The sequence below is a fragment of the Rhodoferax sp. genome (genome assembly GCF_010365055.1).
Lineage (GTDB): Bacteria > Pseudomonadota > Gammaproteobacteria > Burkholderiales > Burkholderiaceae_C > Rhodoferax.
The window spans coordinates 1-15,570 of sequence record NZ_JAAFHA010000088.1 but is presented as its reverse complement, the minus strand read 5'-3'; the positions used below and the strand labels follow the sequence as shown (position 1 = coordinate 15,570).

At 59.0% G+C, this 15,570-nt stretch carries 13 protein-coding genes; 1 reads left to right on the top strand and 12 read right to left on the bottom strand.

From position 1 onward, the window contains the following. Window positions 1-95 precede the first annotated feature (95 nt). The 11 genes from GZ093_RS16440 to GZ093_RS16390 form a co-directional block, all read right to left on the bottom strand. Window positions 96-1,478, bottom strand: coding sequence for an aspartate aminotransferase family protein (locus GZ093_RS16440; RefSeq protein WP_296487930.1), 1,383 nt, complete (start codon window positions 1,476-1,478; stop codon window positions 96-98). An 8-nt stretch (window positions 1,479-1,486) separates the two neighbouring features. Beyond that, the gene (locus tag GZ093_RS16435; protein WP_296487928.1) at window positions 1,487-2,821 is read right to left on the bottom strand and encodes a glutamine synthetase family protein; all 1,335 of its coding nucleotides are present in this window, start codon (window positions 2,819-2,821) and stop codon (window positions 1,487-1,489) included. A 162-nt stretch (window positions 2,822-2,983) separates the two neighbouring features. After that, a complete protein-coding gene (locus GZ093_RS16430) occupies window positions 2,984-4,453 on the bottom strand; it encodes an aldehyde dehydrogenase (protein WP_296487926.1) in 1,470 nt (489 codons plus the stop codon). Window positions 4,454-4,523: 70 nt separating this feature from the next. Beyond that, window positions 4,524-5,384 carry an ABC transporter permease subunit gene (locus GZ093_RS16425; protein WP_296487924.1) on the bottom strand — a complete coding sequence of 287 codons (861 nt, stop codon included), beginning with the start codon at window positions 5,382-5,384 and terminating at the stop codon, window positions 4,524-4,526. 10 nt (window positions 5,385-5,394) lie between these two features. Beyond that, on the bottom strand, window positions 5,395-6,312 hold the full coding sequence (locus GZ093_RS16420; RefSeq protein WP_296487922.1) for an ABC transporter permease subunit: 918 nt from the start codon (window positions 6,310-6,312) through the stop codon (window positions 5,395-5,397). 12 nt (window positions 6,313-6,324) lie between these two features. After that, a complete protein-coding gene (gene potA / locus GZ093_RS16415; protein WP_296487920.1) occupies window positions 6,325-7,425 on the bottom strand; it encodes a polyamine ABC transporter ATP-binding protein in 1,101 nt (366 codons plus the stop codon). Window positions 7,426-7,519: 94 nt separating this feature from the next. Continuing rightward, complete coding sequence (locus tag GZ093_RS16410) at window positions 7,520-8,689, bottom strand: extracellular solute-binding protein (protein ID WP_296487917.1); 1,170 nt, start codon at window positions 8,687-8,689, stop codon at window positions 7,520-7,522. 90 nt (window positions 8,690-8,779) lie between these two features. Further along, window positions 8,780-10,216, bottom strand: coding sequence for an aspartate aminotransferase family protein (locus GZ093_RS16405; RefSeq protein WP_296487915.1), 1,437 nt, complete (start codon window positions 10,214-10,216; stop codon window positions 8,780-8,782). A gap of 61 nt (window positions 10,217-10,277) precedes the next feature. Further along, on the bottom strand, window positions 10,278-11,645 hold the full coding sequence (locus GZ093_RS16400; RefSeq protein ID WP_296487913.1) for a glutamine synthetase family protein: 1,368 nt from the start codon (window positions 11,643-11,645) through the stop codon (window positions 10,278-10,280). Window positions 11,646-11,667: 22 nt separating this feature from the next. After that, on the bottom strand, window positions 11,668-12,456 hold the full coding sequence (locus tag GZ093_RS16395; protein WP_296487912.1) for a gamma-glutamyl-gamma-aminobutyrate hydrolase family protein: 789 nt from the start codon (window positions 12,454-12,456) through the stop codon (window positions 11,668-11,670). Between the two features lie 90 nt (window positions 12,457-12,546). Continuing rightward, on the bottom strand, window positions 12,547-13,347 hold the full coding sequence (locus GZ093_RS16390) for a gamma-glutamyl-gamma-aminobutyrate hydrolase family protein (RefSeq protein ID WP_296487911.1): 801 nt from the start codon (window positions 13,345-13,347) through the stop codon (window positions 12,547-12,549). 86 nt (window positions 13,348-13,433) lie between these two features. Here GZ093_RS16390 and GZ093_RS16385 point away from each other — a divergent pair, with 86 nt between their 5' ends. Beyond that, window positions 13,434-14,912: a PLP-dependent aminotransferase family protein gene (locus GZ093_RS16385; RefSeq protein ID WP_296487909.1), complete on the top strand. Its 1,479-nt coding sequence runs from the start codon at window positions 13,434-13,436 to the stop codon at window positions 14,910-14,912. A 3-nt stretch (window positions 14,913-14,915) separates the two neighbouring features. Here GZ093_RS16385 and GZ093_RS16380 read toward each other — a convergent pair. Continuing rightward, on the bottom strand, window positions 14,916-15,570 hold a 655-nt coding region (locus tag GZ093_RS16380), incomplete at its 5' end, for an FAD-binding oxidoreductase (RefSeq protein ID WP_296487907.1).

The following is a 15,570-nucleotide window of genomic DNA, read 5'->3' as shown; positions in this document are numbered from 1 at the left end:
TTGATCGCGCAGATCAAAACGTAGACAGAACGCGGAACCGCATTTGTCGGGTCCGTCACAGGGGAAAATCGGTTTTTTGAGGGAGGAACTTCAGCCTAACCCATGCCGATTTCATCGAGTACCTGGTCGAAGGCGTCGATCAGTTTCTGCACATGGGTTGGCGCAGTGGCGGGGCACACCAGCATCATGTTGTGAAAGGGCGTGATCATGACTTCGCGGTTGAGCAGCGAAAGGTGAACCAGGCGCTCCAGCTCGGCATCCAGCGAGGCAGCAGCTTCGCTGCCATCACGCGGCGCCGTTGCACGGAACTGGAACTCAGTGCGCGCTCCCAGTTGCGTCACACACCAGTGCAAGTGGTGCCGCGCAATGCACTCGCGCAAGCCATCGGCCAACGTGGTCGCCAGCGCCAGCATCGGGGCATAGACCGCGTCCGTCATCAGTTCGCTCAGTGTGGCGCGCATGGCAGCCATGGCCAGCAGGTTGCCGCTGAGCGTGGTGCCAATGCCGGAATGGCCGGGCGGCGCCCTGTGTTTGGCCCGCACGGCGCGCTCGGCCCACTCGGCGCTGAAGCCATACACCGCGCAAGGCACGCCACCGCCCACGGGCTTGCCGAGCACCACGGCGTCGGGCTGCAGGCCATTGGCTCGCGCGTAGCCACCGGGGCCGCAGCTGATGGTGTGGGTTTCGTCCAGCACCAGCGCGGCGCCATGGCGGCGAATCAAGGCTTGCGCCGCCGGCCAGTAGCCTGGCGCGGGCAGCACCATGCCGATGTTCGTCATGGCCGGCTCGGCCAGCACGCAAGCGACGTCGCCCTGGGTCAGGGCCGCTTCCAGTGCGGCGAGATCGTTGAACTCGATCACCACGGTGTGTGCGGTGAGATCATGGACCTGGCCGAGCAGGCTGCTGCGCTGGGTTGGCTGCCCCCCTTTCAGGTCGACGAATACGTCATCGACGGTGCCGTGGTAGCAGCCATTGAAGACGACCAGTTTTCGCCGACCGCTGGCGGCGCGCAGCCAGCGCAGCACAAAGCGATTGGCGTCGCTGGCGGTCATGGCAAATTGCCAAAAGGGCAGGCCAAAACGCGCGCTTAGCAACTCGCCGACCACTGCAGCGTCCTCGCCTGGAAGCATGGCGGTCAAGCCCTGCGTGGCTTGACGTGTCACCGCTCGGGCGACAGGGGCGGGCGAGTGACCGAACATCGCGCCGGTATCGCCCAGGCAGAAGTCAGCCAGGGTGTGGCCGTCGGCGTCCACCAAGTGTGCCCCCTGGGCTTGGACCACTTGCAGTGCAAACGGCGTGCCCCAGTCGTTCATCCAGTGCAAGGGCACGCCAAACAGCAGGTGCTGCGCGGCACGTCGGGCCAGCGCCTGCGAGTGTGGGTTGCGCAAGATGAAGGCCGCTTGTTCTTTTCGCAAGAGCGCTTGGGCGCGCGCCCAGTCCAGGCCGCTACGGCTGGGGCAAAGGGGGTGGTCATGCATGATGCGTGTCAGACCAGCAGCAGTAAATGTTCGCGCTCCCACGAACTGATGACGCGGTTGTAAGTGCCAAATTCAAGTTCCTTGACCGCACAAAAAGCCTCGACAAACTGAGTGCCAAGTAACTCGCGCATCGGCGTGCAGGCGCGCAGCAATTCGATCGCATCCTCCAGGTGGCGCGGCAACTCATGAGGCAGATTCCAGGCGCTGCTGCCCAAGGCTTCGTCGGGTTGGCGTGCTTCCAGCATCCCCTGCAAACCGCAGGCCAAGGTGGCTGCAATGGCCAGATAGGGATTGACATCGACCCCTGGCACCCGGTTTTCCACCCGGCGGTTGACTGGCGTGGACTGGGGAATGCGGATGCCGCAGGTGCGGTTGTCGTATCCCCAGCGGACATTGGTCGGGGCCGACATGTAGGGTGCCAGGCGCCGGTAAGAGTTGACGTACGGCGCAAACATCGGCATCACCTGCGGCACGTAGCTCTGCAAGCCGGCGATGTAGTGAAAGAACGCCGGACTGGCGCTGCCGTCGCTCTGGCTGAAGAGGTTGCGGCCATCGGTATCGAGCAGGCTTTGGTGGATGTGCATGGCGCTGCCGGGCTCGGCCTCCATCGGTTTGGCCATGAAGGTGGCAAAGATGCCATGGCGCAGCGCGGTCTCGCGCACGGTGCGTTTGAACAGGAACACCCGGTCGGCCAGCTCCAGCGGTTCGCCGTGGGCAAAGTTGATCTCCATCTGGCCCGCCCCCGCTTCATGAATCAGGGTTTCGACGCCAAGCCGATGAATGGTGCAGAAGTTGGAGAGCTCCATGAAGAACGGATCAAAGTCGTTGACCGCGTCGATTGAATAGCTTTGCCGCCCGGCTTCGGGCTTGCCGGTGCGCCCGATCGGGGGGTGCAGCGGCTCGTGCGGGTTTTGCTGGCGCGCCACCAGAAAAAACTCCATCTCGGGTGCCACCACCGGTTGCCAGCCGCGCTGACGGTAAAGGTCAAGCACGCGGCGCAGCACCGCGCGCGGCGACAAGCTCACCGGGGAGCCATCTGGCTCCAGGCAGTCATGGATGACAACGGCCACCGGTTCGGCCGCCCAGGGAACGATACGAAAAGTGGCCGGGTCAGGCTTGCAGATCATGTCGGGGTCGGTGTCGCCGACGTAAGGACCGTTATCAGGCTGCTGGCCGTTGACGGTGTTGAGCAGCACGCTTTTCGGCAGCCGCATTTCACCGGCACTGAGGAACAAGTCCTTGGGCAGTATCTTGCCGCGCGCAATGCCAGTCATGTCGGGGATCACACATTCCACTTCATGAATGTGGTGCTGCGCGATGAGTTGGGCAATCGGTTCGGTCATGGGCTGGGCTTTCGGTTGGGTGGTCATCATTCAAAAGGCCTTGGCGTCATCATCACACACCGCGTGGGCAACTTCCGCGCCTCAAATAGCTATTGTTTTAGTAGCTATATACGCATATTCAACAGGGGCTACAGCCTGTTTTTATAAATCTCTTCAGACCCATCAAACCGGGCTGTCAATGCGGATCCAGGTGGTCTTGGTCTCTGTGTATTTGTCAAATGCATGCAGTGACTTGTCGCGCCCGATGCCACTTTGCTTGAAGCCACCAAAGGGGACGGTGATGTCGTCTTCGTCATACTGGTTCACATGCACCGTGCCGGCGCGCAAAGCACGCGCCACGCCGTGTGCCTTGTTGATGTCGCGCGTCCAGACGGCGGCTTGCAGGCCATAGACGCTTTGATTGGCCTGGCGTACTACGTCGGCGGCATCGGTGAAAGAAAGTACCGACAGCACCGGGCCAAAGATTTCTTCACGCGCTATCGTCATGTCGTTCTTGACACCATCAAAAATGGTCGGCTGCACATAGCAGCCGCCAGTCTCCTGAAGCGCCTGCTCACCACCAGCCAGCAATTGGGCGCCCTCGCTTTTGCCGATTTCGATGTAGCGCAAGACCGAGTCCATCTGCGTCTTGTCCACGATCGCACCCATGACGGTGGCCGGGTCCAAGGGATTGCCCGGTGCAAAGCCCGGCACCAGCGCCAACGCCCTTTCCAAAAACCTCTCTTTGATGCTGGCCTCGACGAACAGGCGCGAGGGCGCGTTGCAGCTCTCCCCCTGATTGAAGAACATGCTGCCTACCGCCGCCGCCACCGCCCCGTCCAGGCTCGGGCAGTCGGCAAACACAATGTTGGGCGACTTGCCCCCAAGCTCGGTCCAGGCGCGCTTGAGGTTGCTCTGCGCGGCCATGATGTGAATCTGTTTGCCCACCCGAGTCGAACCGGTGAAGGCGATGCAATCGACATCCATGTGCAAGGCCAGGGGCGAGCCGGCCTGCGTACCGTAACCCGGCACCACATTGAAGACGCCAGGCGGAATGCCCGCTTCCAGCGCCAGGTCTGCCAGACGCAACGCGGTCAAAGGCGACTTTTCGCTGGGTTTGAGGACCACCGAGTTGCCCGCCGCCAACGCGGGTGCAATTTTCCAGGCGGCCATGATCATCGGGTAATTCCACGGCACGATGACGCCGACCACCCCGACCGGCTCGCGCTGAATCAGGGCCAGTCCCGTGCTGGCCGTCGGTGCGATTTCGTCATAGATCTTGTCCACGGCTTCGCCGTACCAGCGAATGCAATTGGCCGCGCTGTTGACATCCACCGCACGCGCGTATTGGATGGGCTTGCCCATGTCGAGCGTTTCCATATGCGCCAGCTCATCGGCGTGCGCCAACAGCTGGTCAGCAAACTTGATCATCACCCGTTTGCGCGCCGCCGGGGCCATGCCACGCCAGCGCCGGTCTTCGAACGCAGCGCGACCTGCCGCAACTGCCGCGTCCACATCGGCCTGCCCACAGCGCGCAACCACCGTCAACAAGCGCCCATCCACCGGGGAAATACAGTCAAAAGTCGCACCGTCGCGGGCATCGACACGCTGGCCATTGATCAGAGCGCGACCATCAAATTGTTGATTTACCATCGTGACCTCTTACAAAAAAAGGAAGGTGCGCAGGGGCACCCAAAGCGTCCTTGCAGGCATAGGGGGCTTGTTACGGCGCCTGCAAGGCAAGCAGCTCGGCGCGTGCCGCGGCCGCAATTTCACGTTCGCGTCTGCGCGTCTGGCGCGCGACCCACACACTGTAGGTGATGACCACCAGCGTCACCGACACAATCAGCAGCGTGGCCGCTGCGTAAATGGTCGGATTGATGCCGCGCCTGGCGTAACCAAAAATCACTTGCGGCAAGGTATTGACCCCTGGGCCAGACAGAAACTCGGCAATTACCACATCATCAAACGACAAGGTAAACGCCAGCAAATACGCGGCAAAAATAGCTGGCAAGATATTGGGCATGGTGATCAAAAAGAACACCTGAAGCGGTCTCGCGCCCAAGTCCATGGCCGCCTCTTCTATGGCGCGATCCATTTCCAACAAGCGCGACTGCACCACGACCATGCCATACGCCATGCCCAGCAAGGTGTGCCCCAGCACGATGGTCAGCATGCCGCGTTGCGGCCAGTCCAGGGCGTTTTGCACGCCCACCATCAACAGCAGCAGCGACAAGCCAATCACCACTTCAGGCATCACCAGCGGCGCATTCACCATGCCAGAAAACAGCGTGCGCCCGGCAAAGCGGCGGTAGCGCACCAACACAAAAGCCGCAAACGTGGCCAGCACCGCCGAGGCCACACCAGCCGCGGTCGCCACTTGCACGGACAGCCAAAAGCCATCGACGATCTTGGTGTCACGCGTCAAAGCCTCGTACCAGCGCAGTGAGAAGCCGGTGAACTCGGCATCCTGACGCGTGCTGTTGAACGAGAACACGACCATAAAGAAAAGCGGCAGATACAAAAACAAAAAAGTGGCGGCCAGCCAGGCCTTTCCAAAATAACGATTCAACAGATGTTTCATGACCGCTCCTTCATTGACGCGCTTCGGCCGGATCAGCGGTAAAGTGGTGGTAAATGGCCAGGGGAACGACAATCAGACCGATCATCACCACCGCCAGCGCAGAGGCACGCGGCCAGTTGTTGCTGGTGAACATTTCGTCCCATACCACCCGGCCAATCATGATGTTTTCCGGCCCGCCGAGCAGCGAGGGAATCACGAATTCACCGACACAGGGAATAAACACCAGCATGAAGCCGGCAATGATGCCGGTCTTCGACAGCGGCACAGTGACCAGCCAGAACGCCTTGAAGGGCGAGGCCCCCAAGTCGTAGGCGGCCTCCAACAGCCGAACATCCATCTTGACCAGATTGGCATACAGCGGCAACACCATGAAGGGCAGGTACACATAGGTCATCCCCACCAGCAGCGACACATCCGTGTAGAGCATTTGCATCGGCTCGGTGATGAGCCCCAGGGTCATGAGAACGCGATTGAGCACGCCTTGATCCGCCAAAATTCCCTTCCAGGCATAGACCCGCAGCAAAAACGAAGTCCAGAACGGAAGCATCACCATCATCAGCAACGCCGGCCGCACACTCGCAGCCGAGCGCGCAATGAAATATGAAAACGGGTAGCCGATCACCAGACACAGCACCGCAGTGCACAGCGCGTACCAGATCGAACGCAGGTAAGCCTCAATGTAAATGGTCTGAAACAGACCGCCATCGTCACCCGACTGAAAGATCGAGTAGTAGTTTTCGTACTTTAGTTTGAGCAAGCCGGTTTCAGAGTCCCAAATGGGTTTAAAGGGCGAGATGTCGTTGCCCATATCGACAAAACTGATGTAGAGCAGAATCAAAAACGGCAACATGAAAAACACAACGAGCCAGACGTAAGGCACGCCAATCACAAAGCGCTTGCCGGGCAGGGTGAGGTTTGACTTGGTCATGGCAAAGCCCGTTTAGTCGCGCAACACCACGCCAGCACTGTCGCTCCACCAAAAGAAGACATCGTCCTCCCAGGTGATGTGGCTCAGCTCGTGGCGCGAGGTATTGGCCTCGGTAATCTTCACCCGCTTGCCCTCTTTCGTCTGGACGATGAAGGTGTTGTACGAGCCAAAGTAAGCGATTTCTTTGACTTTTCCGGCAAATATGTTGTGGTCTGCGGCAGGCGGTTCTTTACTGATTTCAATTTTTTCTGGCCGCACCGCAATCGCGGTCGGCATGTTCAGCGCCCCGCTCACCCCGTGATTGACATGGATTTCACCAATGCTGGCTGTCACCGCACAATGGTCGGGCTGATCAATGCTCAACCTGCCGTCAAACAAATTCACGTTGCCAATGAAATCCGCAACGAAACGGCTGGACGGATGTTCATAAACCTCTTCAGGCGACCCCACCTGCAGCACGCGCCCTTTGCTCATGACGGCAATGCGCCCGGCCATGGTCATGGCTTCTTCCTGATCATGCGTGACCATGACGCAAGTCACGCCGACTTTTTCGATGATATTAACCAGCTCAAACTGGGTTTGCTCGCGCAACTTTTTGTCCAGCGCCCCCAGGGGTTCGTCCAGCAGCAGCACCTTGGGCTTTTTTGCCAGACTGCGCGCCAGCGCCACGCGTTGCTGCTGTCCGCCCGACAACTGGTGCGGCTTGCGTTTGGCATAAGGGGTGAGTTGCACCAGGTCGAGCATTTCGCCGACACGCTGCTGAATGTCGCTTTTGGGTAGACCCTCGCGCTTGAGACCAAAGGCGATGTTTTCCCAAATATCAAGATGCGGAAACAAGGCATATGACTGAAACATCATGTTGAAGGGCCGCTCATAGGGCGCCAGCCTGGCCACGTCCTGCCCGTTAAGCAAAATCCGACCGGAAGTGGGCGTCTCAAACCCGGCCAACATGCGCAGCAGGGTGGACTTGCCACAGCCTGAACTACCCAGCAGAGCAAAAATTTCGCCCTGTTTGATCGACAGATTGACCTCATCGACCGCCACCGCCTCGTCAAAGCGCTTGACCAGTTTTTCGGTCACCAGATAATTGTCCTTGGAGCCAGTTTCAGCCATGCGTTGACCTCAGGTTTGAACACTCAACCGAACAAATAGAAAGGGCTGCTTATACCCGGCGTACAAACAGCCCTGGATCAGGCAAGGACCCGGCTTACTTGCCTTTCTTGAAGTTGTTGTAGGCCGTGGCCATGGCTTCGCGTGCTTCATTGGTGAAACTGCTCGGGGCAATCATCTTGGAGAAGTAATCTGCTTCTACAAAAATGGTCTTGTTGCCGGCAATTTCAGGCTTGATTTTGTCCATCGCTGCCTTATTCGCCGTCGGGTAGTTCATTTCGTTGGCCATGCGAGCCGCATTTTCAGGACGCAGATAAAAGTCGATGAAGGCCAGCGCGTTGTTGGGGTGCTTGGCATCTTTGGTGATGGCCATGGTGTCAAAGAAAATCAATGCGCCGGTGCTGGGCAACAGCGACTCGATGACATCTTTGGAGTTGTTTTCCTTGGCGCGATCAGCCGCAATGTTGATGTCACCGGACCAGCCAATGACCACACAGGCTTTTCCGCCAGCAATGTCATCGATCATGGTCGAACTGAAAATGCGCACGTCTTTGCGCACCTTGGCCAGCATGTCGCTCGCCAGTTTGTAATCAGCAGGATCGTTCGAATACGCATCTTTGCCAATGTAGTGCAACGCGACCGGGATGATCTCGGTGGGCGAATCCAGGTAGGCAATGCCACAGGATTTCAACTTGCTGGTGTATTCGGGCTTGAACACCAGGTCCCAGGCGTTTTCAGGCATGGGCGTTTTACCCAGCGCTTTGGCGACCTTGGTTTGGTTGATGCCCACGGTGGTAAAGCCCCAAGCCCACGGCACCAGATGCTTGTTGTCAGGGTCGGTGTACTTGGCCAGTGTGGCCATGATGGCCGGGTCCAGGTTGCCCAGGTTCTTGATTTTCGCCTTGTCCAGTGGCTGGAACATGCCGCCTTCAATTTGCGGCTTGGCAAACACCGAACCCGGCACCACGATGTCATAGCCGGTGTTGCCCGCCACCAACTTGGCATGCAGCGCTTCGTTGGTCTCGAAGGTGTCGTAATTGACTTTGATGCCGGTTTCATTTTCAAACGCGGCCGTCAGACCTTCGGGAACATAGTCAGGCCAGTTGTAGATATTGAGGACTTTTTCTTCGGTGTTCTGCGCCACGGCTGCAGGCGCACTCACTGCCGCGGCGGGTGCTGCCACGGGGGCCGGTGGCTCCTCTTTTTTTCCGCAAGCAGCCAACACCAGCGCAGACAGCGCAAATGACCATAGGTACTTTTTCATCATGAGGAACACTCCGTTTATGGGAAAGAAAATGAAAGTATTGCGAATGAAAGGCTAGCAATAAACACGCCACAAAACTATTGGTATAAACGATCAGATTAGCCCGTTTTGGTGCAATTCCTGTTGCGTTAAATCGAGCGCCTGTCGAATCAGGCGCAACATCTCATCAATTTCCTCGTGCGTCATGGTCAATGGCGGTGCGATGATCATGCGGTCACCCACGGCGCGCATGATCAGACCGTTTTGAAAGCAGTGTCTGCGGCAAATCATGCCAACGCCTAGCGCTTCGGCGAAGCGCTCGCGCCGCGCCTTGTTCTTGACCAGAACCAGACCTGCCGTGAAGCCGCAGGTTTCAGCGACGCCGACCAATGGGTGTTCGGCGATTTTTTCGAAACCACGAGCCAGGTAGGGGCCAATGTCATTGCGCACACGCTGCGGCAGTTGCTCGCGCTCCATGATGGCCAGATTGGCCAAGCCCACTGCGCAGGCAACCGGGTGCCCGCTATACGTGTAACCGTGATTGAACTCGCCACCTTTTTCAATCAGCACCTTGGCAACGCGGTCTCCCACCATGACCCCGCCTAGCGGGATGTAGCCACTCGTGACGGCCTTGGCGAAGGTCACCAGATCGGGTTTGTAGCCAAATTTTTCATAGGCGAACCAATGTCCGAGACGTCCAAAAGCACAGATCACTTCATCGCTGATGAGCAGGATGTCGTACTTGTCGACAATGCGCTGAATCTCGGGCCAGTAGGTCGCAGGCGGAATGATGACACCACCAGCACCCTGAATGGGTTCAGCAATGAACGCGGCCACCTTATCTGCACCCACTTCGATAATTTTTGCCTCCAGCCAGCCAGCCGCACGCAGCCCAAACTCGGACTCACCTTCCCCGGGCAGGCCGTTTTCAAAATAGTATGGCTGATCAATGTGGGTGATATTCGGAATGGGCAAATCCCCTTGCGCGTGCATGCCACTCATCCCCCCCAGTGAGGCGCCCGCCATGGTGCTGCCATGGTAGGCATTGAGCCGACCGATGATGACCTTGCGCTGCGGTTGGCCCAGAAGGTCCCAATAGCGACGCACCATGCGCACGTTGGAGTCATTGCTTTCACTGCCACTGGACGAGTAAAACACATGCTCAAAACTGCGGTCGTCCACTTTGGGCGCCAAGGAGGCCAGGCGCGCCGCCAGTTTCACGGCAGGCACATTGGTGGTCTGGAAGAAATTATTGTAAAACGGCAGCGTCATCATTTGCTGGTAGGCTGCATCGGCCAGCTCCTTGCGTCCGTAGCCTACGTTGACACACCACAAGCCACTCATGGCGTCGAGCAACTTCTCGCCTTCTGAGTCCCAGATGTAAATACCCTCAGCCCGGGTGATCACGCGCGCGCCGCGTGTCGCCAGGTCGGCATGATCGGTGAAGGGGTGAATGAAGTGCGCACTGTCGAGCGCCTGCAGCGCCCGGGTGTCGTAGTGTTCGGTGCGGCGTACCAACGCAGGCGGTGGAATCAGGGTCGACGGGTTCATGGTGGGCTCCTCAAACGGGTTCGGACGTGACAGCTTTGACAAGCCGGCTCAAACACACGGGCTAAACATGCAGCAACAGATGCTCGCGCTCCCAGGGCGAAATCACCTTCATGAATTCATCAAACTCAAGCTCCTTGATTTCGGAGTACACCGTGATGAATTCCTTGCCGAGCACCTCATGCAGGTCCGGTTCGCGGCGCAACCAGTCCAGCGCTTCACCCAGACTGCGCGGCAAGGAATGGGGCGCCAGGTAGGCGTCGCCCTTCATCTCCGGCTTGGGCTTTATCTTGTTTTTGATGCCGAGGTAGCCGCAGGCCAGGGTCATGGCCATGGCCACATAGGGATTGGCATCGGCGCCAATCACACGGTTTTCAACCCGGCGCGCCTGCGGCGACGATATCGGCGAGCGGATGCCCACGGTCCGGTTGTCAAAGCCCCATTCAATGTTGATCGGGGCGGCCGAATTGCGGGACAGTCGGCGGTAGCTGTTGACGTAAGGCGCCACCAGCACCATGGCCGCCGGAATGTAGCGCTGCAAGCCGCCGATGTAGTGCATGAAGGTCTCGGACGGTGTGCCGTCCTCGTTGCTGAATACATTTTTGCCGGTCGCCACGTCCAGCAGACTTTGGTGCACATGCATGGCACTGCCTGGCTCGCCGGCAATCGGTTTGGCCATGAACGTGGCGTACATGTCATGGCGCAGCGCCGACTCACGGACCGTTCGCTTGAAAAAGAACACTTCGTCCGCCAGTCCCAGAGGCTCGGCATGGAAAAAATTGATTTCCATCTGGCCGGCGCCGACTTCATGGATCAAGGTATCGACATTGAGTTCCATCTTGTCGCAGAAGTCGTAAATTTCTTCAAACAAGGGGTCAAACTCGTTGACCGCATCAATGCTGTAGGCTTGGCGCGAGGTTTCGGAGCGTCCGCTTCGACCAATCGGTGGCCGCAGCAAGGTGTTGGGGTCGGTGTTGCGGGCCGTGAGATAGAACTCGAGTTCGGGCGCCACAATGGGCTGCAAGCCTTCCGCGGCGAACAAATCGCAGACCCGACGCAAAACAGTGCGCGGCGCATAAGGCACGAGATTGCCTTGGTGGTCGAAGCAGTCATGAATCACCTGGGCCGTCGGGTCGGTGGCCCAAGGGACGATGCGCACCGTCGTGGGGTCTGGGCGCAACTGCATGTCTTTGTCGGTGGGGTCAATCACGTCGTAGTACGGCCCACTTTCAGGAAACTCTCCCGTAACACCCATCGCCACGATTGCCTGCGGCAAGCGCATGCCCCGGTCTTCAGTGAACTTGGCGCGCGGAAGGATTTTCCCGCGAGCGACACCCGTCAAGTCGGGCACCAGGCATTCCACCTCGGTCACGCGGCGTTCATTGAGCCATTGCTCCAAATCGTTGAAGTTCATGGTTTTCTTGTCGTTCATTGGTTACTCCTCAGGGTGCTTTCTACAGCACATGCTCGGAATCAGACCCCCGTGCACATTGTCGTGCGCGACAGGCTTGCGCAAAAGCGTTAAAAATAGCCGCGTAAAAAGGAGTGTCCCAGCACTGCCACTCGGGATGCCACTGAACTGCATAGGCAAAAGACCTGGCACCCACCACCTCAAAGGCTTCCACCAGTCCATCGGGCGCATGGCCCAGTGCGCGCAAACCCGGTGCCAAGCGAGCGATTCCTTGCCCGTGCAGCGAATTAACCTGCGCCTGCTCCCCACCCGCCCAGCGTGCAAATACAGAATTTTTTAAAAACTTGACCGCATGACGCGGCGCATATTGCTGCGCAATCGAAACGTTCTCTGGTTCCCGGTGATCCATCAGTCCGGGCACCAAGTGCACCCGCTGATGCAGCGTTCCGCCCATGGCCACATTGATTTCCTGAAACCCACGGCAAATGCCCAGCAGGGGGATGTGCTGCGCCACACAGGCATTGATCAAAGCCAGCGTCAGGGAATCACGTTCCACATCCAGTGGCAGGTCAGGGTCTGACACGATCTCGTCAAAATTCGAAGGATGCACGTTGGAGGGAGAACCCGTCAGCATGACACCGTCGACCAAATTCAGCAGCGGCCCAATTTGCTGCGCTTGCGCCAAGGGAAAAAGCACCGGCTGGGCCTGCATGCCGACCATCACCGCACGGGCATACTTGTCGCCCAATACAAGATAGGGCGCCTGGTGTTCGTGATCACCCAACATGCGGTGATCCATCGGTAGCCAAACCAGGCAGGGTGGCGTTGTCATAACCGTCTCCGTCTTCTTTTCATCATTGTGTGGTCGCAATTGGTTCTAGAAAGGAGCCAGTTGAAGCAAGCGCACGGTGCCACTCTATTCTCAATCAATCACGCCGGCGCGACCGCGACAGGCTTCACCGAAAGCTTCAAACAGGCGGATCGAGTGCGGGTTCTGCGCCGTCATCCACTCAGGGTGCCATTGCACACCCAGCGTAAATTGCGTGAACCCCGGCATGTGGATGGCTTCTATGACGCCATCTTCTGCATGCGCCAGGGCTTGCAGGCCATGACCAAGGGTCTTGATGCCCTGCCCATGCAAGGAGTTGACCGCAATCTCATCCTGCTGCATCAACTCGGCGAACCAGGTGCCGGGCACCAGGCGTACCGTGTGGCGCGCGGCGTACTGTTCAGAAACCGGCGCCGCGGGGTCCTCGCGGTGATCCTTTATGCCAGGGATCGTGTAGAGCTTCTGATGGATGTCGCCACCAAACGCAACGTTCATTTCCTGCATCCCGCGGCAAACACCAAGCAGCGGCAGGCCCATGGCCAGCGCCATGCGAATGGTCGGTAAATCAAACAGATCGCGGTCTTTGTCTTGCGCTTTTTCGGGCGTCAGATTGTGCTGGCCGTACAGGGCCGGATCAATATTTGTTCCGGCGCCGGTCAAGTAGACCCCATCGACCATGGACAGGTATTGTTCGATGTCTCGCGTGCCAAAACAGGTGGGCGCCAGCAGAGGCACGCAGCCAGCCTGCTCAATCAGTGGCCGAATGTACTTGACGGTCATCACTTGATAGTCATGACCATTGCGTGCTTGTGCGCCCATGGACATCAGCACCACGGGCTTGCGTTTGGCGCTGTCAGCTTTCGGTGGCCGGCCCCTGGAAGGCGGTTTTGTCATAACTGACTCCGTATACTTTTCACTATTGTGCCTGCGCAATTGGCTCACAATGGGGGCTGGTTTAACCTAGTGCATGGTGCCACTTTATGCTCTCCGAATATCTATTGACAGAGATTGCACGCCTGGGCATGCAGAACAAGCTGCCGCTGCACCGACAGTTATACGAAGCGCTACGCCGCGCCCTGCTGGATGGCAAATTGTCCGCAGGCCAGCGCCTGCCGTCCAGTCGCGAATTGACACAGGATCTGGGCCTGTCGCGCAATACCGTGGTGGCAGCGCTCAACCAGTTGGGGGTCGAGGGCTACCTGGTCAGCCATATAGGCAGCGGCACCTTTGTCAACGACAGTGTCCCCAAGGCTGCGGCCCGCCACCGGCCGGCCCAAGAGAGGCAGGGCGCGACATTGTCCCGACGCGGTCACGCGCTGGCGACGACGTTTTGTGCCACGCAACTTGAGATTCAGCCGTTTACCCCCGGTATCGCCGACTTCAGCGCCTTTCCCGTGGCGTTATGGCAGCGCCTGCAAAACAAGCACTGGCGCATGACCTATCCCGACATGCTGGACTACAACTACTCCGGCGGCTACGGGCCGCTGCGCCGGGCTGTGGCCGACTATCTGCGCGTCTTTCGCAGCGTGCCGCTTGAGGTCGATCAAGTCATCATTACCAGCGGCACACAACAGTCGATGGAACTGTGCGCGCAACTGCTCGCCGATCACCTGGATACGGTCTGGCTAGAGGACCCGGCCTATTGGGGTGCCGTCAAAGCCTTCATGGCGACCGGCCTGCGCCTGCATTCAGTGCCGGTCGATCAGGAAGGTATTGCACCCCAAGCGGAGGACGAAGCCAAGCCGCCACGCCTGATCTATGTGACGCCATCCCACCAGTACCCGACCGGTGCCGTGATGTCGCTGGCGCGGCGGCACCAGATTTTGTCGATTGCCCGCCGCCACAAAGCCTGGGTTCTGGAAGACGACTATGACAGTGAATTCCGTTTTAGCGGGCCACCGATTTCGTCACTGGCCGGCCTGGACACTGACCAGCGCGTGCTTTACATGGGTTCATTCTCGAAAGTGCTCTATCCCGGCCTCAAACTGGGCTACCTGGTCGTGCCCAAGGTACTCGTGCCGTCCTTCAAGCAGGCGCACTACGACCTGAACCGGCCGGGCCAGATGCCGCTGCAAGCGGCGTTGGCAGAATTCATTGAAATGGGGCATTTCGCCAGCGCGCTGCGCCGTGCCCGCCAGGGCTACGCCGAGCGCAGGCAGTGCTTGCTTGCCGCGCTGCAACCCTGCCTTGGGCAACACGCTCAAATCTCCGGCGCTGAGCAGGGCTTGCACCTGTGTGTGCGGCTGCCCCATGCACTCGACGACAAGGCCTTGGCGCAGCGCCTTGGAGAACTTGGTCTGACGGTGCGCGCGTTGTCTGCGTATTGTCTACAACGTAGCGACGCCAAAGGTCTGGTCATTGGTTACGGCTATGCGCCGTTAAATGACATTGAACATCACGGCCCACTGGTCGCCAAAGCGATTGCCGGCGCACTGGCGTGTTTGGCACCCAAGGCTTGAGTTTTATAGCGCGTCGCGCAGCCGGTGATACAGCGTGCCAAGCACCAGACTGGGCATTCGTAACAGCGGCCCACCCGGAAACTTGCGGTGCTGCAACCTGGCAAACACATCAAAGCGCTCGGCCTGCCCGGCCACCGCTTGCGCCACCACGCGCCCGGCCAATCCGGTCAGTGCCACGCCGTGGCCGCTGAAGCCCTGCAGGTAATACAGGTTGTCGCCCAAACGGCCAAAGTCGGGCGCGCGGTTCATGCTGATGTCGACAAAACCGCCCCAGACGAAGTCAATCGGCGCATGCCGTAGCGCCGGAAATACGTCGCCCATGCGCCGCGCCATGATTTCCTGCAAGTGGGCCGGTGTTCGGGTGGTATAGCTGACGCGGCCACCAAACAGCATGCGGTGGTCGGCGCTAAAGCGAAAGTAATCGAGGATGAAATTGTTGTCGCAGGCGCTGGCGTTGCTCGGGATCAGGCGCTGGCACAAGTCTGGCGCCAGCGGCGCGGTGCCAATGATGTAGGTTCCCACCGGCATGATGCGCGGCGTGATATCGGGCGCCACCGCTGGACCGTATTCAGCCAGCGTGCAGTTTCCGGCCAGCACGCCAAACTTTGCCGTCACCGTCCCCTCGGCCGTGCGTGCCATCAAGCGGCTACCGCGCTTG

Coding starts and splice junctions, on each gene's coding strand:
- GZ093_RS16440 (WP_296487930.1), bottom strand. CDS start 1,478: ATGCATGACCACCCCCTTTGCCCCAGCCGTAGCGGCCTGGACTGGGCG.
- GZ093_RS16435 (WP_296487928.1), bottom strand. CDS start 2,821: ATGACCGAACCGATTGCCCAACTCATCGCGCAGCACCACATTCATGAA.
- GZ093_RS16430 (WP_296487926.1), bottom strand. CDS start 4,453: ATGGTAAATCAACAATTTGATGGTCGCGCTCTGATCAATGGCCAGCGT.
- GZ093_RS16425 (WP_296487924.1), bottom strand. CDS start 5,384: ATGAAACATCTGTTGAATCGTTATTTTGGAAAGGCCTGGCTGGCCGCC.
- GZ093_RS16420 (WP_296487922.1), bottom strand. CDS start 6,312: ATGACCAAGTCAAACCTCACCCTGCCCGGCAAGCGCTTTGTGATTGGC.
- potA (WP_296487920.1), bottom strand. CDS start 7,425: ATGGCTGAAACTGGCTCCAAGGACAATTATCTGGTGACCGAAAAACTG.
- GZ093_RS16410 (WP_296487917.1), bottom strand. CDS start 8,689: ATGATGAAAAAGTACCTATGGTCATTTGCGCTGTCTGCGCTGGTGTTG.
- GZ093_RS16405 (WP_296487915.1), bottom strand. CDS start 10,216: ATGAACCCGTCGACCCTGATTCCACCGCCTGCGTTGGTACGCCGCACC.
- GZ093_RS16400 (WP_296487913.1), bottom strand. CDS start 11,645: ATGAACGACAAGAAAACCATGAACTTCAACGATTTGGAGCAATGGCTC.
- GZ093_RS16395 (WP_296487912.1), bottom strand. CDS start 12,456: ATGACAACGCCACCCTGCCTGGTTTGGCTACCGATGGATCACCGCATG.
- GZ093_RS16390 (WP_296487911.1), bottom strand. CDS start 13,347: ATGACAAAACCGCCTTCCAGGGGCCGGCCACCGAAAGCTGACAGCGCC.
- GZ093_RS16385 (WP_296487909.1), top strand. CDS start 13,434: ATGCTCTCCGAATATCTATTGACAGAGATTGCACGCCTGGGCATGCAG.